Source organism: Tritonibacter mobilis, from assembly GCF_001681715.1.
Classification (GTDB): domain Bacteria; phylum Pseudomonadota; class Alphaproteobacteria; order Rhodobacterales; family Rhodobacteraceae; genus Epibacterium; species Epibacterium mobile.
The window spans coordinates 148,686-168,397 of the sequence record NZ_LNWY01000014.1 but is presented as its reverse complement, the minus strand read 5'-3'; the positions used below and the strand labels follow the sequence as shown (position 1 = coordinate 168,397).

19 protein-coding genes and 1 tRNA gene are annotated in these 19,712 nt (G+C 58.5%); 16 read left to right on the top strand and 4 right to left on the bottom strand.

The window, feature by feature from the left end; translation table 11 throughout:
* Nucleotides 1-47: 47 nt before the first annotated feature.
* The 16 genes from UB90_RS14345 to UB90_RS14265 all read left to right on the top strand — a co-directional run bounded on the left by UB90_RS14345 (nt 48) and on the right by UB90_RS14265 (nt 14,896).
* Complete coding sequence (locus UB90_RS14345; protein ID WP_065331994.1) at nt 48-386, top strand: GPW/gp25 family protein; 339 nt, start codon at nt 48-50, stop codon at nt 384-386.
* Nucleotides 386-1,285, top strand: coding sequence for a baseplate assembly protein (locus UB90_RS14340; RefSeq protein ID WP_065331993.1), 900 nt, complete (start codon nt 386-388; stop codon nt 1,283-1,285). Before UB90_RS14345 ends, UB90_RS14340 begins: the two co-directional genes overlap by 1 nt.
* Entirely contained in the window at nt 1,278-2,012 is a 735-nt protein-coding gene (locus UB90_RS14335) for a phage tail protein I (RefSeq protein ID WP_074712573.1), read from the top strand. The genes UB90_RS14340 and UB90_RS14335 overlap by 8 nt, the downstream gene beginning before the upstream one ends.
* Complete coding sequence (locus tag UB90_RS14330) at nt 2,012-2,533, top strand: phage tail-collar fiber domain-containing protein (protein WP_005635532.1); 522 nt, start codon at nt 2,012-2,014, stop codon at nt 2,531-2,533. The genes UB90_RS14335 and UB90_RS14330 overlap by 1 nt, the downstream gene beginning before the upstream one ends.
* Before the next feature lie 11 nt (nt 2,534-2,544).
* A complete protein-coding gene (locus UB90_RS14325) occupies nt 2,545-3,330 on the top strand; it encodes a hypothetical protein (RefSeq protein WP_065331991.1) in 786 nt (261 codons plus the stop codon).
* Between the two features lie 12 nt (nt 3,331-3,342).
* Nucleotides 3,343-3,741, top strand: a complete 399-nt coding sequence (locus UB90_RS14320; RefSeq protein WP_065331990.1) for a hypothetical protein — start codon at nt 3,343-3,345, stop codon at nt 3,739-3,741.
* A gap of 102 nt (nt 3,742-3,843) precedes the next feature.
* Nucleotides 3,844-5,061 carry a phage tail sheath C-terminal domain-containing protein gene (locus tag UB90_RS14315; RefSeq protein ID WP_065331989.1) on the top strand — a complete coding sequence of 406 codons (1,218 nt, stop codon included), beginning with the start codon at nt 3,844-3,846 and terminating at the stop codon, nt 5,059-5,061.
* Nucleotides 5,058-5,561, top strand: a complete 504-nt coding sequence (locus UB90_RS14310; protein WP_065331988.1) for a phage major tail tube protein — start codon at nt 5,058-5,060, stop codon at nt 5,559-5,561. The genes UB90_RS14315 and UB90_RS14310 overlap by 4 nt, the downstream gene beginning before the upstream one ends.
* A 9-nt stretch (nt 5,562-5,570) precedes the next feature.
* Nucleotides 5,571-5,870, top strand: a complete 300-nt coding sequence (locus UB90_RS14305; protein ID WP_074712571.1) for a phage tail assembly protein — start codon at nt 5,571-5,573, stop codon at nt 5,868-5,870.
* Nucleotides 5,871-5,993: 123 nt separating this feature from the next.
* Nucleotides 5,994-8,771: a phage tail tape measure protein gene (locus UB90_RS14300; RefSeq protein WP_081285587.1), complete on the top strand. Its 2,778-nt coding sequence runs from the start codon at nt 5,994-5,996 to the stop codon at nt 8,769-8,771.
* On the top strand, nt 8,771-9,181 hold the full coding sequence (locus UB90_RS14295; RefSeq protein ID WP_065332031.1) for a phage tail protein: 411 nt from the start codon (nt 8,771-8,773) through the stop codon (nt 9,179-9,181). Before UB90_RS14300 ends, UB90_RS14295 begins: the two co-directional genes overlap by 1 nt.
* On the top strand, nt 9,147-9,371 hold the full coding sequence (locus UB90_RS14290; protein ID WP_065331987.1) for a tail protein X: 225 nt from the start codon (nt 9,147-9,149) through the stop codon (nt 9,369-9,371). Before UB90_RS14295 ends, UB90_RS14290 begins: the two co-directional genes overlap by 35 nt.
* Nucleotides 9,362-10,366 (top strand): contractile injection system protein, VgrG/Pvc8 family, encoded by a 1,005-nt coding sequence (locus UB90_RS14285; RefSeq protein ID WP_065331986.1) that lies wholly within the window; start codon nt 9,362-9,364, stop codon nt 10,364-10,366. Before UB90_RS14290 ends, UB90_RS14285 begins: the two co-directional genes overlap by 10 nt.
* Nucleotides 10,367-10,434: 68 nt before the next feature.
* Nucleotides 10,435-10,510: transfer RNA gene (locus UB90_RS22830), tRNA-Thr, on the top strand.
* 290 nt (nt 10,511-10,800) lie between these two features.
* Entirely contained in the window at nt 10,801-12,594 is a 1,794-nt protein-coding gene (locus tag UB90_RS14270) for an amidohydrolase family protein (RefSeq protein WP_131818794.1), read from the top strand.
* A gap of 307 nt (nt 12,595-12,901) precedes the next feature.
* Nucleotides 12,902-14,896: a methyl-accepting chemotaxis protein gene (locus UB90_RS14265; RefSeq protein WP_065324013.1), complete on the top strand. Its 1,995-nt coding sequence runs from the start codon at nt 12,902-12,904 to the stop codon at nt 14,894-14,896.
* Nucleotides 14,897-15,184: 288 nt separating this feature from the next.
* Here the strand turns inward: UB90_RS14265 and ugpC are convergent, their stop codons facing one another.
* From ugpC to UB90_RS14245, 4 genes are all read right to left on the bottom strand, one after another.
* Complete coding sequence (gene ugpC / locus UB90_RS14260) at nt 15,185-16,234, bottom strand: sn-glycerol-3-phosphate ABC transporter ATP-binding protein UgpC (protein ID WP_065324014.1); 1,050 nt, start codon at nt 16,232-16,234, stop codon at nt 15,185-15,187.
* 12 nt (nt 16,235-16,246) lie between these two features.
* Nucleotides 16,247-17,155: an ABC transporter permease subunit gene (locus UB90_RS14255; protein ID WP_065324015.1), complete on the bottom strand. Its 909-nt coding sequence runs from the start codon at nt 17,153-17,155 to the stop codon at nt 16,247-16,249.
* Between the two features lie 12 nt (nt 17,156-17,167).
* Nucleotides 17,168-18,049: an ABC transporter permease subunit gene (locus UB90_RS14250; protein WP_065324016.1), complete on the bottom strand. Its 882-nt coding sequence runs from the start codon at nt 18,047-18,049 to the stop codon at nt 17,168-17,170.
* 75 nt (nt 18,050-18,124) lie between these two features.
* On the bottom strand, nt 18,125-19,432 hold the full coding sequence (locus tag UB90_RS14245; RefSeq protein WP_065324017.1) for an extracellular solute-binding protein: 1,308 nt from the start codon (nt 19,430-19,432) through the stop codon (nt 18,125-18,127).
* Nucleotides 19,433-19,712: the final 280 nt, after the last annotated feature.

The window sequence follows — 19,712 nt, the reverse complement described above, 5'->3', positions numbered from 1 at the left end:
GAAAACCGCCAGAGGCGGGAGGGAGCGATCTCAGCAAAGATCGCCCCATGATTGGCATCGACACAACCACGGGTAAGCACATTTCGGGACTGGCGCATCTGCGGCAGTCTGTGCGCGATATTCTTACCACCCCCATTGGGACGCGGGTCATGCGGCGCGACTACGGCAGCCGTATCTATCGCCTTGTCGATGCGCCGATGAATGCGGCAACCCGTCTCGACATGGTCGCGGCAACCTACGAGGCCTTGGAAACTTGGGAGCCGCGCCTCGCTCTTGAGAGCGTCAACGTCGGGGTTTCGGAACCTGGTAACGTGATCATTGATCTGGTGGGGCGGTATTTGCCAACCGGCGAGACAGTCAACCTTGATGGGCTCGAGGTGACGTGATGGGGGCAGGCTTCACCGCGATCAATCTGTCTCTCTTGCCGCCGCCTGACGTGTTGGAGCTGGTGGACTATGAGGCCACGCTTTCGGATATGCTCGCCGAGCTCCGCGCTAGGGACTCCGCTTTTGACGCCTTGGTCGAGAGCGATCCAGCTTACAAGATCCTCGAAATCGCTGCCTATTATCGGATGCTCGCGATTCAGCAATTCAACGACGCTGCACGGGCTGTCATGCCTGCATACGCGCAAGGTGCCGATCTCGATCACATCGCGGCGCGGTACAACGTGGCGCGCCTGGTACTGGATGCCGGCGATCCGGACGCGCTGCCGCCGGTGTTGCCGACCATGGAAGGCGACGAGGATTTTCGGCGCCGGATGCTGCTGGCCTTTGAGGGGTTGAGCACCGCAGGGCCTGTCGGTGCCTACGTGTTTCACGCGCTGGGGGCTGACCCGGACGTCGCTGACGCAAGTGTGTTGAGTCCTGTTCCGGGCGAGGTTCTGGTCACTGTCCTGTCGCGCCAAGGCGACGGGACGCCCTCCGCCGAGTTGATCGCCGCCGTTGAGGCGGCTGTAAACGCCGATGATGTTCGACCTTTGACGGATCTTGTAACGGTTCAAGCCGGGCAGATCCTCCCCTATGTGGTCGAGGCCGTTCTCACGGTCTACCCGGGGCCGGACAGCGCGATCGTGCTGGCAGCGGCACAGGCCGCGACAGAGGCCTTTGTCACCGAACAGCATAGGCTGGGGCGCGACGTCACCCTGTCGGGGCTGTATGCCGCATTGCATCAACCAGGCGTCCAGAACGTCTCGTTGATTTCGCCGGTGGCGGACGTTGTCGCAGATGACACCCAGGCAAGCTACTGCACCGGGATCGACATTACCGTCGGGGGGCAGAATGTCTGATAGCCTTCTCCCTCACAACGCAACGCCACCAGAGCGCGCCCTCGAGGCCGTGACGGGACCGGCTCAGGTGCCGCCAGTGCTTCTCCGTGCGATCTGGGACCCGGTGAGCTGCCCGGTCGAGCTGCTGCCCTGGTTGGCCTTTGCGTTCTCGGTCGACGTTTGGGACGCGGAATGGCCTGAGGAAACGCAACGCGAGGCCATTCGGCGGAGCTTTGAGGTTCATCAGCACAAGGGCACAAGGCAGGCCGTCGAGCGCGCGCTAGGGGCTGTGGGCTTCAATGTCGACCTTAGCGAATGGTTCGAATACGGGGGCGATCCGCATACCTTCCGCATTGATGCATTTGGCGAAGATATCTTTGATGCCGGATATCAGATCGACAGCGATCTGTTTGCGCGGATCACGAACCTGATTGAGCACGTAAAGCCCGCGCGGTCTCATTTTGATTTGAGGATAGGAGAGGGGTTCAGGTCTGAATGCGAAATCCGCAGCGGCACTCGCCCTGCATACTCGCACCGGCTGGACACTGACCCAGAACCGCGCCCAGCAACGGCCAGCGCCGAGCTGGTCATGCGGACAGCGCCAAGGGTGCGAACTGTTGCAGCCCTGGAGCTAGATCCTAGACCACGTTCGCGGCGGGGGTCTGTGGCGGTCGCCGCTCAAACAGGCGCACGCGTATTCCTTATCAGTCAACAGCTTCACGACGTTCAAAGGAGGGCCGTAGCGTAATGCCCACAACGCTTCTTACCGATATCGCCGAGGCAAAGCTGACTGCCGCCGCTGGCTCTGGCACTCAGGTCGCAATCACTCACATTGCACTGGGAGACGGCAACGGCGGCAATTACGGCCCTGGATTTGGACAGACTGCCTTGCAGCGCGAGCTGGCGCGGCAACCCATCGAGACACGCCACATTGTCGGGAACAATGCCTGGCGCGTCAAAGCGGAGTTCGGCCCGGAGACACCGTCATTCTTCGTGCGTGAAATGGGGTTCTTCGATGCCGACGGCGACCTGATTGCGATCTGGGCTGGCGACGATGTGGTGGCGCGCCAGACCGGAGCGATCACCTATTTGGTCGACCATGTGCTGAGCTTTACTCGCGTTCAGGACGGCCTGGTCATCGTCAACGCACCGGATGACGTGGTGTTCGACCTTGCTGTCACCACCGGCACCGCAATCGCAAACCTGCAACTTGAACAGCTGCGCCAAGCGGATGCCATCCGCAAGGCTGAAGGCACGTTCTTCATCTAGGAGGCCAAAGGATGGCGACCAGCACAGAGCAAATCAACAATCTGATCGGGGCCTATACGGACCTGAAAGTCTATTTCGAAGGTGCAAAGGACGGCATTGAAGATGCACTTGCCGCTGCTGCATCTCGCTATCAGGGGTTCTTTTCGACTGTCCATGTCGATCAAGCAGCCGGGAATGACGCCAACAACGGCACTGCTGACGCGCCCGTTGCATCGATCCAGCGTGCGATTGATCTCTCACCCCATGACGGTTTCAATATGATCAAAGTGCGAGGCAACTACACCGCCACAGTGCGCGTCGTCACCAATGGCCGTATGTTGAGCATCATTGGGTGCATTGCCGGATCGGAATGGGCCACAGCGGATGACCCAGCACAGCGCCCGACCCTAACCATCGGATACTACGACATCAGCGGGTTTGCCGAAGTTGCGGGCTTTCATTGTGGGTATGATACTTACATCGACGTGATTGGTTTCAAGATTCAGCTTCCAAGTCTGGCCGATGTCACGGCTGCATTGCCCGGCTCCAATACCGGAAGCACTAATCCACGCGGCTTGTTTGCTATTCGGTCAAGTTCACACGGGCGCGCAGGTTCGGTGGCGCTGCGCTATTGCGAGCTAATCGTTCCTGCAGATTACTACGGCGCGATCTTCAGTGCAGGGATTGGTTGGTATCTCTTGACCACTGCCTTGACCATCAACGGCGACATCGCGGGCAAGGTACATCCGGAAGTGCCCGCCGCTGCCGTTTCTGACGACTATGTCCGGTTTATTCAGACCACCATGGCCACGCTTTAAGGAGGGCAGGCAATGTTGAACTTCACTTACAATGGCCGACGCTACGAGGGCTGGACAGAGCAAGATGCATTGGGTGCGGGCGTCCCTCCGGAGACTATCGCAGCAGCAAAGCAGGATGTGCGCCGCCGTGCAGTCAGTGCTGAATGCCGCCGCCGCATCTACGCTGCCGCATCCGCCGAAGCGCAAATGAACATGGCGACCGCTGCTGCAATCACTTCTGCGAAGGCAGAAGCTGACCGCACCGAAGATGACAAAACGGTGCTGGATGGCGTGCATCTGGCGCTTGCTTGGGTTGCTGACATGCGTGCGGCATTCGAGGCTTTGGCTGCAGATCCCGATGCGGATTTCATGAGCGACGCGGCTTGGCCTGCGCTGCCACCCGAAATCCCGCCCCTAATCGAACGATTCTGACCCCCCATGCTTCAACCGCGCCCTCTGTGGAATTCCGCCAGAGGGCGCGGGTATTTTTATGGCCGATAATCGCTGCAACACTCTATTAGCAGCGAGGGCAAAATGGCTGGTTTTCTCCACGGCGTCGAAGTGCTTGAGATCGACTCGGGCCCGCGCCCGATCCGCACCATCAGCACCGGCGTCATTGGCATCGTAGGCACCGCGCCGGGCGCAGACGCTGATGCCTTTCCTTTCGACACTCCCGTTCTGATCGCCGGCAGTCGTCGCGAGGCGGCACTACTGGACACGACCGAGGACGGCACTGGGGGCGGCACGCTGCCTGGCGCGCTCGATGGCATCATGGATCAGGCGGGCGCTGTCGTGATCTGTGTCCGCGTCGAAGAGGGGGCGGACGAGGGCGAGACCCTTGCAAATATCATCGGGGGTGTGAATGCAAACACCGGGCAGCTCGAGGGCGTTCACGCGTTGGTCGGTGCAGAAAGTGTCGTTGGGCACGCGCCGCGCATCCTTTGCGCGCCGGGCTGGACCCATCAGCGGCCCGAAGACGAGGGTAACCCCGGCACCTATTTTGCGAACCCCGTTGTCGCAGAGCTTGAGGGGCTCGCTGACCGCATGGCTGCCGTTGTCATCGCCGATGGCCCCAACACAACTGATGCCGCCGCGCAGCTTTATGCCGGCGACTGGGGCACGTCGTCCCGCATCTACGTGGTCGACCCTTGGGTGAAGGTGCTGAACGCTGCGGGGGATATTGTCGACCAGCCCGCATCTGCACGCGTCGCGGGCGTGATTGCGCGCACCGATAATGACGAAGGGTTCTGGGTGTCCCCGTCGAACAAAGGGATTTTCGGCATCATCGGCACCTCGCGCCCGGTCGATTTCAAGCTTGGCGATATCTCGAGTCGGGCCAATCTGCTCAACGAAAACGACGTCGCAACCATCATCCGCCAGGACGGCTACCGCCTTTGGGGTAACCGCGTGCCGACGTCCGATCCGAAATGGCAATTTCTGTGCGTGCGCCGTACCGCCGACGTTCTGAACGAGAGCATCCAGCGCGCGCATCTGTGGGCGGTGGATCGCGGCATTACCAAGACCTATCTCGAGGACGTCGTCGAGGGCGTGAATGGTTTCATCGCAAACCTGGTTGCGCAGGGTGCGTTGCTGGGTGGCGAGTGCTGGGCTGACCCAGATCTCAACAACGCCGCGAGCATCCAGAACGGGCAGGTCTGGTTCAACTTCGACTTCACGCCCGTCTATCCGGCTGAGCGGGTGACGTTCCGCTCGCATCTTGTGAATGACTACATTTCGGAGGCGCTGGCATGATCCGCAACATCCTGAAAAACTTCAATCTGTTCGTTGACGGTCGGGGGTTCGCGGGCGAGCTGGGCGACTATACCCCCGCGAACCCGTCCATCGCTGCCGAGGAATATCGCGCAGGCGGCATGAATGGCCCCATCGATATCGACATGGGCCAGGAGAAAATGACCACGTCGTTTGTCCTGCGCAATTACACCGCCGACGTGCTTGCGCTCTGGGGCGTGGCGCCGGGGCGTTTGGTCCAGGTGACCGCACGCGGCGCGCTGGAAAGCGAGGATGGCACAGTCACACCGGCGATCCACAACATGCGCGGCAAGATCATCGTGGGGGATCGGGGCACCTGGTCACCGGGCCAGTCGGCCACCCTGACGTTCAACATGACGCTTGAGGCCTTCAAGGAGACCATCGGGGGCCGCGTGGTCTGCGATATCGACGTCATCAACATGAAACGGATCATCGACGGCGTCGACCAGCTGGCAGAACAGCGCGCCGCGTTGGGCATCTAAGGAGAAACCATGCAAAACCCTGCACTCCCTGACTATTGCAAACACAACGTTGACGGCGACGAGGAAACGATCACGGTCACCCTTGCAAAGGGCATCATGGCAGGCGGTGAAAAGCGCACGGAAATTACTCTGCGCGAACCGACCGTCGGCGACAACATGGCTGCTCGCCAAAGCGCGAAAGGCGACAATGCCGGGCACGAGGTCAATCTGTTGGCGAACCTAGCTGGCCTATCGCCTGAGGAAATCCGCTCTGCAAAAATGCGGGACTATACCCGCCTGCAAGAGGCGCTGGATTTTTTAAATGGGTGACGCCTGAGGCAGCGCGTCAAGGCGCGCTGCTGATCGCGCGGGAAACGGGCTGGTCCTGTGCCGAGATCTCCGCGATGAGCGTCAGCCGCATGAAATGGTGGCTTGAGGGTCTGAGGAACATCAATGTCAAATCAGCGCCTTAATGCTACGGTCACCATCGGCGGAGTCGTCGAAAACTCCTTCCGCAAAGGCATCGGCTTTGTCCGGTCCGGCTTTGACAAGGTCGGGCAAAGCATCCGCGATGTGAAGGCGCGGCAAAAAGAACTGTCGCGTGAGCGGTCAACCCTGATCAAACAGGGGCAGTCGGTTGCGCATCTTGATCGCGAATATGAGGCGCTCGAGCGGACGCTCGAGGATCTGGTGCGCAAGCAACGGCGCTGGGAACGCGCCATGCGTGACAGCGCCCGCGTCGGCGACACGTTCAGCACAATGACACACCGCATCGGGCGCTTGGGCCGTCAGGTGGGCGTTGGTCTCGCGGTAGCCGGGGCCGGTGTGTTTACGCTCACCAGCTCGACCGCGGCCTATGGAGACCAGGTGGCCAAAACGGCCGGCAAGCTGGGCATCGGGATCGAGGCGCTGCAAGAGTTCCGATATGCGGCGGAACGGTCGGGGATCTCGACCGCGACATTCGATAGTTCACTGACCGCGATGCAGAAGCGGCTGGGCGAGGTTGCGCAGGGCACCGGTGCCGCGAAAAAGGCGCTGGATCAGATCGGGTTGAGCGCAAGCGACCTGATCGCCATGGGGCCTGAGCGCGCCATGGGCGCAATCGCAGACAAACTGCAAGGGATCGAGGCACCTGCAGAACGCGCGGCCATTGCCGCCGCCCTGTTCAGCCGGTCGGGCATAGGCATGGTGAACATGCTGGGCAACGGGTCCGATGCGCTGACACAGCTGCGCGAGGATGCGCGGCGCACCGGTTATGTGCTGAGCGAGGAAGCCGCACGCGATGCCGAGAAGTTCGCCGATGCGCAGCTCGACGCTCAACTGACCGTCAAAGGTCTGAAAAACACCATCGGGGCGGAATTGATGCCAGTGGTTACCCGGTCGATGCAGCGGTTCAGCGATTGGGCGGTGGCAAATCGCGAGGACGTGGCGGCGTTCGCCGATACCGCCGCAACCAGGCTCGAGGCGGCTTTGCCAGTGATCGGCCAGGTCGCCGAGGGCATGGGCGAGGTTTCTAGGACGGTCGGGGGTGTGATCTCCAAAACGGCGGAAATGGTCGGGGGCTGGAAGAACTTCGGCATCGTTGTTGGCGCGGTCCTTGCAGGGCGCACCATTGCAAGCGTGCTCAACTTCGGTTGGGCTGTCGGGCGTCTTGGGGTGTCTATGGCGGCTCTGGTGCCATGGGGCACGGCTGGCGCGGGCGCAATGAAGCTGTTCGCGGGCGGGCTTGCACTGGTCAAGACGGGCATTCGTGCTGTCGGGCGAGCCTTGCTCATGAACCCCATTGGCCTTGCTGTCGCCGGGATCGCGGGTGCGGCCTATCTGATCTATGAAAATTGGGAGACCGTCGGGCCGTGGTTCGGGCGTCTCTGGGATGGGGTGAAAACCACCTTTGGCGGCTTTGGCCAGTTCGTCTCCGGCATCTGGCGCGGCGATATGGATGCCGCCGCCGCAGGGCTTGCCGATGCCTGGGAAGGCGGCAAGGCGCTGCTATCCACCACGCTCGACGGCATCGGGGGCGTGTTCAGGTTTGCGTGGGAACGGGGCATTAAACCGATCACCGATAAACTCGGGATCACCAGCCACATCACCGCAGCTTGGGGTAGGCTAAGCGGTTTTTTCTTGCGCCATTGGGACGGCGTCAAAACGATCTTTGGCGGCTTTGGCCGGTATGTTTCCGGTGTCTGGAGTGGAGATATGGATGCAGCCGCCGCTGGTATCGGTGAGGTTTGGGCCGGTAGCAAGGCGATCTTGTCCAACATCTTAGGCGGCATCGGCAGCGTGTTCCGCAGTACATGGGAAAACCTGATCAAACCGGTGACCGACAAGCTTGGTATTACCAGTGGGATCACGAAAGCTTGGGGCGCTGCGCGCGAAGCCGTGGGCGGTGCCGTTGGCCAAATCGGCAAGGCGCTGCAATCCGGCTATGATGAGATAATAGGCCCTGTTATCGAGGCGATGGGGGCAACCGGCGGGATCTCGAGCGCATGGCAGGAGGTCAAGAAAGCCGTCGGTGCCGTTGTCGATTGGTTGATCGAAAAGTTTGATCTGCTGATGGGGAGGTTGCAGCCGGTTCTCGATGGCCTGAGCTGGTTGCGCGACAAAGGCGCTGGTGCTGTCGAGGGCGTTAAAGGCATCGGAGACAGCATCAGCACTGGTGTCCGCGATCTATTCGGTGTTGGAGGTCCAGAACAATCGCCGCAGGGCGATCAGCGCCCTACAACGCAAGTCGGTGAAACCACCTCGCCGCGACAGAATCCCCGTAGCGGGAAAGCAGCGCCGCAGAAAATCTCGGGTTCTTATCTGGGCGGCACCATCGGGCGCGGGTTTCGGGAGGTCGGAGAGCAGGGGCCAGAAACGATCTGGACCTCAAAGGGCGGTTATGTGGCGCATGCCAATGCCACGGAGCGTTTGGCACGGCTTTCGGATCGTGCGGGGCCTGTCCTGGATGCCTTGGGGACTGGATTGCAGAGAGCGATTGCAGGTGCGCAGCAAACCGTCGCGCCGGTGGTGCAGCGCGTCCAGGTGCAAACGGGCAACGCGCAGGGGCTTGCCATGCAACAACCCGCACAACCTGCACAGCCCGCGCCGGTCATCATTCACGCGCAAATTCACGCGGGCCATATGAATCCGCAAAACCTGATCGACGAGCTGGAACGGCGCGGGCGCGATGCGCAAGCTGGTGCGCTCTACGATCAGCCGCATGATTACGGCCAATATGGGGGCACATGATGGCTGAGACGATGATGCAGCTGGGCGCTTATCAGTTCAGCGTCGACAATGCTGCTTATCAGAGCCTAGAGCGGTCGACCGAATATCGCTGGGCCGCGCAAGAACGCGTTGGTGCACATGACGCTTTGCAGTTCACCGGCTTCGGCGCAGACACGATTTCGCTGCGCGGCGTGATCTATCCCCACTACAAGGGGGGCCTCGAGCAGCTCGACAAGATACGCCGGCAAGCCTCAATCGGTATTCCCCTGCCGCTGGTGGCAGGCACAGGCCGCATTCTGGGCGTGTGGGTGGTGGAGAGCGTCCGCGAGGGGCAACGGACCTTTGGGCCGCAAGGGGCACCCCTGCGGCAGGACTTTGGCATCAGCATTCGGAGGTATGACGGTGGGCTCCGCAGTCTTCTACCTTTCTAAAGAGGGGGAAACCCTCGACGAAATCGTTTGGCGGCACTACGACGCCGGAATCCGCGGCGCGATTGAGATCGTGATCGAGGCGAACCGAGGTATCGCGGCGCTTGGGCCTATCCTGCCGGTTGGTACGCGGGTTCTCTTGCCGGAGATCGAGGAACCGAAAAAAGCCGAGAGCCTGCGCCTATGGGATTGATTGATTTCCGACCGTTGTTTCGGATCATCGTCGACGGCCAGGACATTAGCAACGTGCTGGCACCGCGCTTGGTCAGTCTGCGCGTTACAGATGGGGCAGGGGTGCAGTCTGATAGTGTGCAGATCACGTTGAGCGACACCGGCTATCTTGCAAAGATCCAGGAGCCCCGCGCGGGGGCTGAAATCAAGGTCTGGTTGGGCTTCCCGTTCAGCCTGTCTTACATGGGCCTATTCATCGCTGACACGGTCGAAGTCACTGGCCCGCCCGACGCCGTGACAATCACGGGCACCGCCTCAGTGAACGGGGAAACGACTAGCGGCAAAACCGCGTTGACCGATCAGAAAAAGCGCAGCTGGCGCGAGGGCACCACCATCGGCGCGATGGTGGACAAGATCGCGGGCGAGCATGGGCTTGACGCCATGGTGTCGGAAAGCCTGCGCGCAGAGGTATTGCCGCACATCGATCAGATCGACGAGAGCGATATCAATCTCCTTTCGAGGATCGCGCGTGACTTTGACGCGATAGCAAAGCCCGGCAACGGGCGACTGATCTTCACCCGACGCGGTGAGAGCGTAACGGCATCTGGGCAGCCTATGCCGGTTGTCGAAGTCCACAAAAAAGCGGTTACCGAATGGCGTTACCGAAACAGCCTGCGCGAAAGGGTCGGGCGCGTGATTGCCACGACGCAGGATCTCAAGGAAGGCAAGCCGGTCGACGTCGAGGCGGGCGCCGGCGAACCGATCTCGCGATTGAAACGGCGATTTCCGGACAAGGCCAGTGCCCAGCGATCCGCAGACGCAGAGCTGAAACGCTTGGGTCGCGCTGGGCGCACTCTGTCGCTGACCATGCCGGGTAACCCCGATGCGGTCGCGGAGGCTAGGCTGCAAGCGAGTGGGTTTCGATCCTACATCGATGGCGAGTGGCTGATCAGCCGAGCAGTTCACAGCCTCGACAGTGGCGGATATCGCACCGCAATTACGGCTGAGCAGATTTAGGCGGCGACTCCCACTTTCACCCTTTGTTTTTGTTATGTCTGTGGGAGTTCTTTTCCCTAAATTGTTGAATCTAAATAGTTTCGATAGGGTTCAAAATCCCCCGCTGGTGACAGCGTGCCGGTTCGAGTCCGGCCTTGGGTACCATCGCAAAGCATTGCTTTCGCTTGAGAAAACCGCCGGTCGAAAGATCGGCGGTTTTTCTTTGTGTAGTGTATCTCACCCGGCCTCTTTCAGTGTTTTTTCACTCGCGTCGCTCTTGTGCGCTGTTGCTCTGGGCTGTGTGTTCATAACAGTTGCTCAATATTTCGGCGCTCGGCCAATTGCCGAAGCCATTGAAAGCCGTTTCCGTTGGACCCGAAAGATGAGGCGGTCCACCCCCGACAGGCCGAAGCAAAAACGCGCTGCACGGACAGGATAGATATAAAACTTGGCATGTGAGTTGGAACCGTCATAGGCTTGGCGCGCGACCCAATCGTTTGGCTCGGTGCGCACTGCATTTATGGATTTTCAGTTTTCAGGGGGAACTCATGACCCGACAAATTCCTTTCATCGACATCCATACACATCTGTTCAATGGTCGATATCTGCCATTGCACGGGATACTGCGATCTTGGGGCGTGCCTCGTCTTACGGCGCGCGCCCTCACGGTGCTCCTTGTGCCGTTGGTCGGAAAGAGCCGCTTTGAGTACGGCCCGCAAAGTGATGACAATCAGGACGACGTCATTGCTGCGCTCGAGGACGGAACGGTCGGGCGCATTCATCGGACAATCTTAAAGCGTCTTGAAAAGGCGATGCGCAAGTCTGCGAAAAGCAGCCTTGACGACCAAAGCCATGCGGAAAATCTGCAAGACATGATGCTGGCGCTTGAGGATCTCTACGGCCAATACGTCAATGAGAAGAACACCTTCACTCTATCATCCAACTTGTTGATTCAGAAAAGTTCCGAGCCAGATGATACGTCAGATGAGCCATCTGAACTTCTGGAGCAATTGGACGAGATATTAATGCCTGCGTTTTTGGACGCGGCGCATCATGCCGAGGGGAATGGCTACTTTGAGGGCCATGATCATGGTCATGACCCCCATAGCGCGGATGCGGATCTCGATGGGTTTGGCAACAAGGCCTTTCCAGCGCAGCAGGCCGGAACGCTCCTTAAAATGCTGATCTTCTTCCTCAGTATGTTTCTGTCAGAACGCAATAGATATCGGGCTCTGCAACGCGACTACGCGCGGAATAAACCGGCGGACGGATATGATCCTGAGCATTTGATTTCACTCCTGCCGGATATGCGGCGCGCTTATGAGCGCGTCATAGATGGGAGCCCGAAAAAGCCCTATTTCAGCGCCAGCACTCAGGTTGCCCGCACCGTGTCCCTTTCGAAGGAGACGGATGGGGTGATTATCCCATTTGGAACGGTGGACCCGTTTCGTGGTCATGGCTGGAAAACCAACGTGCGCCACGCGCAGAATCTTGGTGTCACACATTTCAAGATCTACCCGCCAATGGGATTTCGACCGATCAGCCGCTTGCACGATTCCGAAGATCCAATCTTTGCTCCAATAGAGCTCTCACCAGCGCCCGAGTATCGCGAATACGTAAAGCAGATTAAGGTCAAAAATGAACCAGAAACCGAACGCGCTATGGCCGATATCATCAGGTATTTTTCCGAAAATGACCTCGGGCTCTTCACCCATTGCACGCCTTTAGGCTTTGAAGCCAGAGAGGGCTTTGGCGTGAACTGTCACCCCGCTTTCTGGGCTTCGGCGATGGAGGAGTACGCAGCGACAGACCTGCGCCTGTGCCTTGGCCACGGTGGCGGAGCGACAAATGTGGATTTCGGAGGTTGGTTGGCCGAAGAGGAAGACTGGCCAAAGACAATGGCTTATCGTGGCTTGCTCATGTGCAGGACCTACCGGAATGTCTATATGGGACTTGGTTACCTGATCCCGCTGCTGAAATCGGCGGGGCGTGATAAGATCCTTAAACGGTTGAGATCTGTCTTCAAACAAGAAGATCCAGCTTTGCGTGGTGGTCATGCGATCAAAACGAAACTTATCTTTGGAACGGATTGGTCCATGCCGCAGATGATCGGGGAGACCCGGTCTTTCCTTAATGTGTTTCTGGAGTTTTTCGAGCACCCGGACTTCCAAAACCCTGAACTGTGCATCTCAGACGCGCCCGAGCTGATCATGTCTGGAAACGCCAAAGCCTATTTGGGCATTGATTAAATCAGTTGGGTAGCTCGGGTCTTGCGGCGGGCATGCGAAGTTGCCTGCCGCATCGGTGCGGGTCCTCGTATCGCGCTGCTGTAAATCCGAACTCGATCTGATAGCGACCTCAGGAGCAATGGAGTTTTACGGAATTCAAAATTGATCCGCGTATAACGAGAGGTTGCGGGGCGAGGGCACGCCGCCTTATGTGCCTATCCTATTGGTCAGGTGGATATGCTTATACCCGGGGCAAGTTAAGTTATTCAAAATAAAATAGGTGTATAGTTTGGGCTTGTAATGAGTAAATCTGCCCAGGAAACCTTACATGCTGAAGAACCATAGAATACGTGTCCTTGGGGTCACATTAACGCTCTGCGGTCTTGTTTCTGCACTCTTTGTCGCCCTCACCAACCTGTGGTTGGAAAACACAGGCAAGCAAGTAACCGCCGCAGGCAAGAGCCGCTACACATCCTATCTGCTTGCTGACGAATTGCGACAATCCAGCGATGATCTGACTCGCCTTGCCCGAACCTATGTCGTCACCGGGGACGCGTCCTACGAGGCGCAGTATCTGGACATTCTGGCCATCCGTAACGGTGATAAAGAACGGCCCGCGAACTATCATCAGATTTATTGGGATTTCGTCGCCGCAGATCGCGAGGTGCCCGGCGGCAGTGGTGTGACGCGGCCGCTACAGGATCTGATGCGAGAAGCCGGGTTTACCGAAGAGGAATTCGACTATCTGGTTGAAGCGCAGGCCAATTCTGACGGGCTTGTAAATCTGGAAGTTCAGGCGATGAACGCTGTAAAAGGTCTCTACCCGGATGCCTCCGGCGCCTATACCGTCAAGGGCGAACCGGACATGAAACTCGCGCGGGACCTGCTGCATTCCAAGGAATATCACGCCTTTAAGGCCGATATCATGGTTCCGGTGAACAAGTTCCTGAATGCGGTTGAGGTCCGCTTTGACAAACAGCTGGCCGCGTTGACGTCAGAGTATCACCGTCTGGCCGTTCTGGCGCGCATTGCGTCGATTGTGATGATCGCCGTTGCGGCCTGTTCCGCGTGGGTCATTTTCTGGATTATGCTGCGCCCCCTGCAGCAGTTGACCAGAGTTCTGGAGCGGTTTGCAGGTGGCGAAACCATTGAGGATGTACCCGGTGCGAAGCGTCACGATGAATACGGCATCCTTGCGCGCAATCTGGAGAAATCGATCCACAGCTCACAAGCCAATCGCGAACTGAGTAAATCTGTTTTGGACATTGCTCTGCACGCTCAGCAAGGCGACTTTTCGCGCCGCGCTGAGATTGAAATGGAGGATGCACAAAGCCAGGAAATCGCGGGTGCGGTGAACGGTTTGATGGAGCAGCTTGACGCGTCGTTTGATGAGATTGCCTTTGCGCTCGAGAAAGTTGCGGCAGGGGATCTGACGCATGAGTTCTCGTCCAATCTGGAAGGTCGGTTTGGCGAAGTGCTGGCCCACACTGAGGCTGCACGAGCATCGCTGGTTCAGATTGTGTCGCGGGCGCGCAGCGGCGCGGATGCGTTGACGCGCCAATGTCAGCAGTTGAACGAGGCCATTGATCAGGTCGCCTTGCGCTCGGAATCCAATGCGGCGGCTTTGGAAGAGACCACCGCTGCCAGTATGGAGCTGTCCAATTCGGTGCGCATCGCGGCGGATCGCTCCAATGAGGCGCGGATTGCCACCACCTCTGCCCGCGAGGGCGCGGATCGGGCGAAGGACTTCTTCCAAGAGGTGATCAACGCGATGACTGGTATCGAGTCCTCCTCGGCTGAGATCGCGAAGATCTCTGATCTGATTGACGATATTGCGTTCCAGACCAACCTCTTGGCGTTGAACGCAGGCGTCGAGGCGGCCAGAGCAAGCGAGGCTGGACGTGGCTTTGCCGTGGTGGCCAACGAAGTGCGGGCGCTGGCGCAGCGGACGTCGTCTTCTGCTGCTCAGATTAGCGAGCTGATCAAAACCAGTGGCAATCAGATCATGGAAGGCAGCAAACTTGCCCAACAAGCTGGTGAAGCGATCACCCAGATCGGGTCCGAAATTCGGAATATTTCGAGCCTTGTCGATGCGGTTGCCGATGAGGCCGAGCAGCAATCTACCCGCTTGAGCGAGGTCTCCGTTGCGCTGACCGGTCTGGATGAAAACTCGCAGCAAAACACCAGCATGGTGCATGACACGACGCGCACCACCACGGAAGTATTGAATGAGGCAAACCTGATCCAGCAGGCCGTCGCGAGCTTCCACATCAGCCATGATGCCGCGTCGACACGCACTATGCGCTTGGTGTCAGGCGGTTAATACCAAAGAAAAATGGCATGCCCTTGGGAAACTGAGGGCATGCCATGCGTTTTGACTATTGTGTCTGGCATCCGGTGGACGCCCGGCGCAGGTGCGGCTGATCAGTCCTCGTCATCATCAGACATGAGGTAATAGCTCAGCCCATAAAGGATAAGACCAACCGTGCTGATCCCCAGCGCGAAGGCTATGATCTGCGCAACCGTCATGACGCGAGTCTATAGGTTCTGAAACGCGAGGCAAGGCGTGAGACGGGTTTGATGCGGCGGGGGCATAAACGCCCCCGTATTTCTAGATACGCGTGCCGCGATCCGGGTCGAAGAAATGCACGCGCGCAACTGGCAGGGTAATCGGCTGCACGCCGGTTCTTGCCGCTTCGTCCTTGCCCACACTCAGCGAGAAATCCTGGCCACCGAGTTTGCCGTGCAGCAGGCGATTGGCTCCAAGCTCTTCGACAATTTCGACGTTGAACAGAACAGAGCCATCGCCACCGAGGCGTACATCCTCTGGCCGCAACCCCACCAGTACCTTATGGCCCATTCCTGCGGGAGCCGTGATCGGAAGAACGGTGTCCTCATTCAATTTTAAAGCGCCCTCAAAGATCTGAGCGGTCAGGAGGTTCATAGGAGGCGCACCCATAAAACCTGCCACAAAGGTAGAGGCAGGGTACTCATAAATCTCGGTTGGGGTGCCGATCTGCTCCACGCGCCCGGCGTTCAGGACGATAATGCGGTCGGCCATTGTCATGGCCTCAACCTGATCATGCGTGACATAGACCGAGGTCACGCCAAGGCGTTGCTGCAACGCCCGGATTTCGATCCGCATCTGGTTGCGCAGCTTGGCGTCCAAATTCGACAGCGGCTCATCAAACAGGAACAGCTCCGGATCGCGCACGATGGCGCGCCCCATGGCGACGCGCTGCCGCTGTCCGCCCGACAGCTGGCTCGGGCGACGGTCAAGATAGTCGCCGAGGTTCAGAATACGGGCGGCTTCCTGCACCTTGGCGTCGATCTCGGCTTTGGAGGCACCGCGGTTCTTCAGCCCGTAGCCCATGTTTTTTGCAACACTCATATGGGGATAGAGCGCGTAGTTCTGAAAAACCATCGCGATGTTGCGGTCTGCCGGGTCCTTGTCGTTGACCACATCCGTGCCAATCGAGAGCGCCCCATCGGTGATGTCCTCAAGCCCTGCGATCATGCGCAACAAAGTGGATTTCCCGCAGCCCGAGGGGCCGACCAGCACCACCAGTTCACCATCGGGGATCTTAACAGAGCAGGGCTGCACGGCTTCAAAGCCATTGGGATAGGTCTTGCGGACACGGTCCAGTGTTACCTGTGCCATAGGTTCAGTTCCTTATTTATCGGATTCCGTCAGGCCCTTGACGAACCAGCTCTGGAAGAAAATGACGATGAGGACAGGCGGGATCATGGCGATCAGAGAGAGCGCCAGCGCCTTGCCGTATTCGGGGATCATCGCGCCGGTCTGGCTCAGCACCTGCACGATCTGCTTGATGCCGCGCACGAGGGTGAACATGCCCTCATCGGTGGTGATCAAGGTGGGCCAGAGGTATTGGTTCCAGCCATAGACAAACATGATGATGAAGATCGCCGCGATCATGGTGCGGCTTAGCGGCACCAGAATGTCGATGAAAAACTTGATCGGCCCAGCGCCATCAATGCGTGCGGCCTCGACCAGCTCTTCGGGGATCGAGCGGAAGAACTGACGGAAGAAGAACGTACCCGTCGCAGAGGCGATCAGCGGGATGATGAGGCCGCTGTAAGTGTTGGCAAGGCCAAGGCTCTGGATCGCCTCGTAAGAGGGCAGGATGCGCACCTCCAGCGGCAGCAGCAGCGTGGTAAAGATGATCCAGAAGGCAAAAGTCGCAAAGCGCAGCCGAAAATACACAATGGCGTAGGCGGCCATCATGGAAATGACGATCTTGCCGATCGCAAAGCCAAAACCGAGGATCAGCGAATTCATCAGCATCCGGGTGCCGGTGATCGCCTTGCTGAACCCGGCGGCCTCAAACATCGCGGCGTCAAAGTTTTCCAGCATCTGGCCTTCAAACCCGAACTGAAGCCCGTTGCGCACGATATCTGCGTCCTCGAAGCTGGTGGTCATCAGCACCAGAAGCACGGGAAACAGCATGAAAAATGCGCCCGTGCACAGGATCGTATGATCAAACACTTGCGACCAGCGTATGCGTTTGGTCGAGCGCGAAGGTGCGGGGCTTGTGACGTGTGTTTCGGTGATATCTGTCATGATCCGTCCCCCTCAGGTGTAGTGAATCCGGCGCTCGATGAGCCGGAACTGAAACACGGTGAGCAGCAGCACCAGCACCATGAGGATCACCGATTGTGCGGAGGACCCGCCCAGATCATTGCCGCGGAACCCATCGACAAAGACCTTGTAGACCAGCGTCACCGGGTTGTTGCCGGGTTCTGACCGCACCAGCGTGTCGATGATCCCGAAGGTGTCGAACAGCGCATAGGTGATGTTGATGATCAGCAGGAAGAACGCGGTCGGCGCGAGCAGGGGAAAGGTCACGTCCCAGAAGCGCCCTGAGGCGGAGCGGTTGTCGATCAACGCGGCCTCACGCACTGATTTCGGGATCGACTGAAGCCCCGAGAGGAAGAAAATGAAATTGACCGGGATCTGCTTCCACACTGCCACGATCACCATCGCGGTGGCGGTGGAGTTGTAATCAGCGCCCAGGCGGAAATCCCAGCCCAGCGTCTGAAACATCTCCGTCATCGGCCCGTTGCGCTGATCGAAGAACATCAACCCCAGAAACCCCGCAACCGGGGGGGCGATGGCGTAAACCCACATCAACAATGTGCGGTAGGATTTGGCACCCTTGATGACCTTGTCGGCCTTCACAGCCAGCAGCAGGGCAATCGAAAGCGAGAAGAATGTCACCAACGCGGTGTAGATCAGGGTGAAACGCGCCACCTTGCCGTATTCGGTATTTGTCATCAGGTCGGTGTAATTTTCGACCCCGACAAAGGTTGATCCAAACCCAAACGGGTCCTGAAGGTAGAAAGACGACTGCACCGCCCATGCGGCTGGCCAGTAGAAGAAGATCGCAATGATCATCAACTGCGGCAACAGCAATGCTATGGGCAACCAGACGGTGGTAAATCCGGCACGTTTCATGAGGGGTATTCCATCGGCAAAAGAAGATGGGGCAACCCGCGTGCGTGACGCGGATTGCCCCGGATATGAGAGAGCTTAGCCTTGGGTCTTGGCAAAGCGGGCCAGCAGGTCGTTGGCTTCTTTCTCGATGTTGTTGAAGGCGTCCTCGACCGAGGTTTCACCGGTCAGGATGCGGCCGTATTCGCGGTTCATCACGTCACGGATCTGAACGTAGAATCCCATGCGGTAGCCTTTGGTGTTGTCACCACCGGGCAGGGACAGCTGCTGGATACCAACTTCGGCGGCGGGGAAGCGATCATAGTGGCCGTCTTCTTTGGCGAGCTCATAAGCGGCTTCGGTGATCGGCACATAGCCGGTTTCTTTGTGCCAGAAGTATTGCACATCCGCAGAGGTCAGGAATTCAAAGAACTTCGCGGTGGCTTCGTTCTCCTCAGCGCTTTTGCCCGACATTGCAAAAAGGGAGGCACCGCCGATGAAGGTCTGTTTGGGTTCGGTTGTCACGGCTTCCCAATACGGCAGGTAGGTCGCAGAGAATTCAAAGCCGAGGTCTTTGCTCATCAGGCCGCCGAAAGAGCCGGAGGAGCCAAGCCAGATCGCAACATCTCCATCTTCAAACGGCTTTTGGTTGTCGTCCCAACCGGTGCCGTACCACTCAAAGAAACCGCTGTCTTTCCATTCGGTCAGGGCGGTGAAATGCGCCTTGATCGCGTCGTTGTTGACGAGGATCTGAGTGCCTTCTGCGCCATCGTAGCCGTTGTCGTTGGTCGCGAACGGTAGGTTGTGGCGGGACATGAAGTTCTCGGTGAAGATCCAGGGCAAATGCGACTGGCTCATGCCGATATAGCCCGCTTCCTTCAGCGCAGGTGCGGTGACGGACTGGAACTCTTCCCATGTTTTTGGCGGTGTGACGCCTGCTTTTTCCAGTGCATCGACGTTGTAGTACATGATCGGTGAGGAAGAGTTGAACGGCATGCCGATCATCTTGCCATCGCTATCGGCGTAGAAATAACGCACGCCGGAGATGTAATCATTGATGTCGAAGTTGACGCCATTGTCGGTCAGCAGGTCCTGAACCGGGATGGTCGCGCCTTTGGCTCCGATCACGGTGGCAGCGCCAGCGTCGAACACCTGCATGATGTTGGGCTGCTCGCCCGCACGGAAGGCGGCGATGCCTGCGGTCAGGGTTTCCTCGTAGGAGCCTTTGAACACGGGGGTGATCTTGTAATCATCCTGCGAGGCATTGAAGTCTTCGGCGATCTTGTTGACCGTCTCGCCGAGCTTGCCGCCCATTGCGTGCCAGAGGGTGATTTCGGTTTCGGCAAATGCTGCGCTGGCCGAAATGATAACAGCGACGTTCAGCGCTGCAATTTTCCAGAATGTCATCGACATCTCCTAGTCTGTGACCCCATGAACGGAGTTTGAATATGTTGTTTCAATGCCAGAGAGCTGCCACCATTCAGGAAGAGCGAATGGCAGAGCGAGGCGGCAATCAGCGCCGGTTACAATCCCCAAGCGGCCTCCGGATTGGGCATCCGTGGCGGGCTGCAGGAATGATTCCGGCGGCATGGGTGCTGAGCTATCGGTGTTGAATAACGCTTTTATGACGCACGCTTAGGTTGCTCGTTAGCGCTATAAGCGAGTAGCGGTTGGGAATTGGGTCGCA

Excerpts from the sequence above, each read along its gene's own strand:
- UB90_RS14330 (WP_005635532.1), top strand. The coding sequence starts at position 2,012 with ATGCCCACAACGCTTCTTACCGATATCGCCGAGGCAAAGCTGACTGCC.
- UB90_RS14340 (WP_065331993.1), top strand. The coding sequence starts at position 386 with ATGGGGGCAGGCTTCACCGCGATCAATCTGTCTCTCTTGCCGCCGCCT.
- UB90_RS14245 (WP_065324017.1), bottom strand. The coding sequence starts at position 19,432 with ATGACATTCTGGAAAATTGCAGCGCTGAACGTCGCTGTTATCATTTCG.
- ugpC (WP_065324014.1), bottom strand. The coding sequence starts at position 16,234 with ATGGCACAGGTAACACTGGACCGTGTCCGCAAGACCTATCCCAATGGC.
- UB90_RS14290 (WP_065331987.1), top strand. The coding sequence starts at position 9,147 with ATGACGGTGGGCTCCGCAGTCTTCTACCTTTCTAAAGAGGGGGAAACC.
- UB90_RS14305 (WP_074712571.1), top strand. The coding sequence starts at position 5,571 with ATGCAAAACCCTGCACTCCCTGACTATTGCAAACACAACGTTGACGGC.
- UB90_RS14325 (WP_065331991.1), top strand. The coding sequence starts at position 2,545 with ATGGCGACCAGCACAGAGCAAATCAACAATCTGATCGGGGCCTATACG.
- UB90_RS14300 (WP_081285587.1), top strand. The coding sequence starts at position 5,994 with ATGTCAAATCAGCGCCTTAATGCTACGGTCACCATCGGCGGAGTCGTC.
- UB90_RS14255 (WP_065324015.1), bottom strand. The coding sequence starts at position 17,155 with ATGACAGATATCACCGAAACACACGTCACAAGCCCCGCACCTTCGCGC.
- UB90_RS14295 (WP_065332031.1), top strand. The coding sequence starts at position 8,771 with ATGGCTGAGACGATGATGCAGCTGGGCGCTTATCAGTTCAGCGTCGAC.
- UB90_RS14250 (WP_065324016.1), bottom strand. The coding sequence starts at position 18,049 with ATGAAACGTGCCGGATTTACCACCGTCTGGTTGCCCATAGCATTGCTG.
- UB90_RS14345 (WP_065331994.1), top strand. The coding sequence starts at position 48 with ATGATTGGCATCGACACAACCACGGGTAAGCACATTTCGGGACTGGCG.
- UB90_RS14320 (WP_065331990.1), top strand. The coding sequence starts at position 3,343 with ATGTTGAACTTCACTTACAATGGCCGACGCTACGAGGGCTGGACAGAG.
- UB90_RS14315 (WP_065331989.1), top strand. The coding sequence starts at position 3,844 with ATGGCTGGTTTTCTCCACGGCGTCGAAGTGCTTGAGATCGACTCGGGC.
- UB90_RS14335 (WP_074712573.1), top strand. The coding sequence starts at position 1,278 with ATGTCTGATAGCCTTCTCCCTCACAACGCAACGCCACCAGAGCGCGCC.
- UB90_RS14265 (WP_065324013.1), top strand. The coding sequence starts at position 12,902 with ATGCTGAAGAACCATAGAATACGTGTCCTTGGGGTCACATTAACGCTC.
- UB90_RS14310 (WP_065331988.1), top strand. The coding sequence starts at position 5,058 with ATGATCCGCAACATCCTGAAAAACTTCAATCTGTTCGTTGACGGTCGG.
- UB90_RS14285 (WP_065331986.1), top strand. The coding sequence starts at position 9,362 with ATGGGATTGATTGATTTCCGACCGTTGTTTCGGATCATCGTCGACGGC.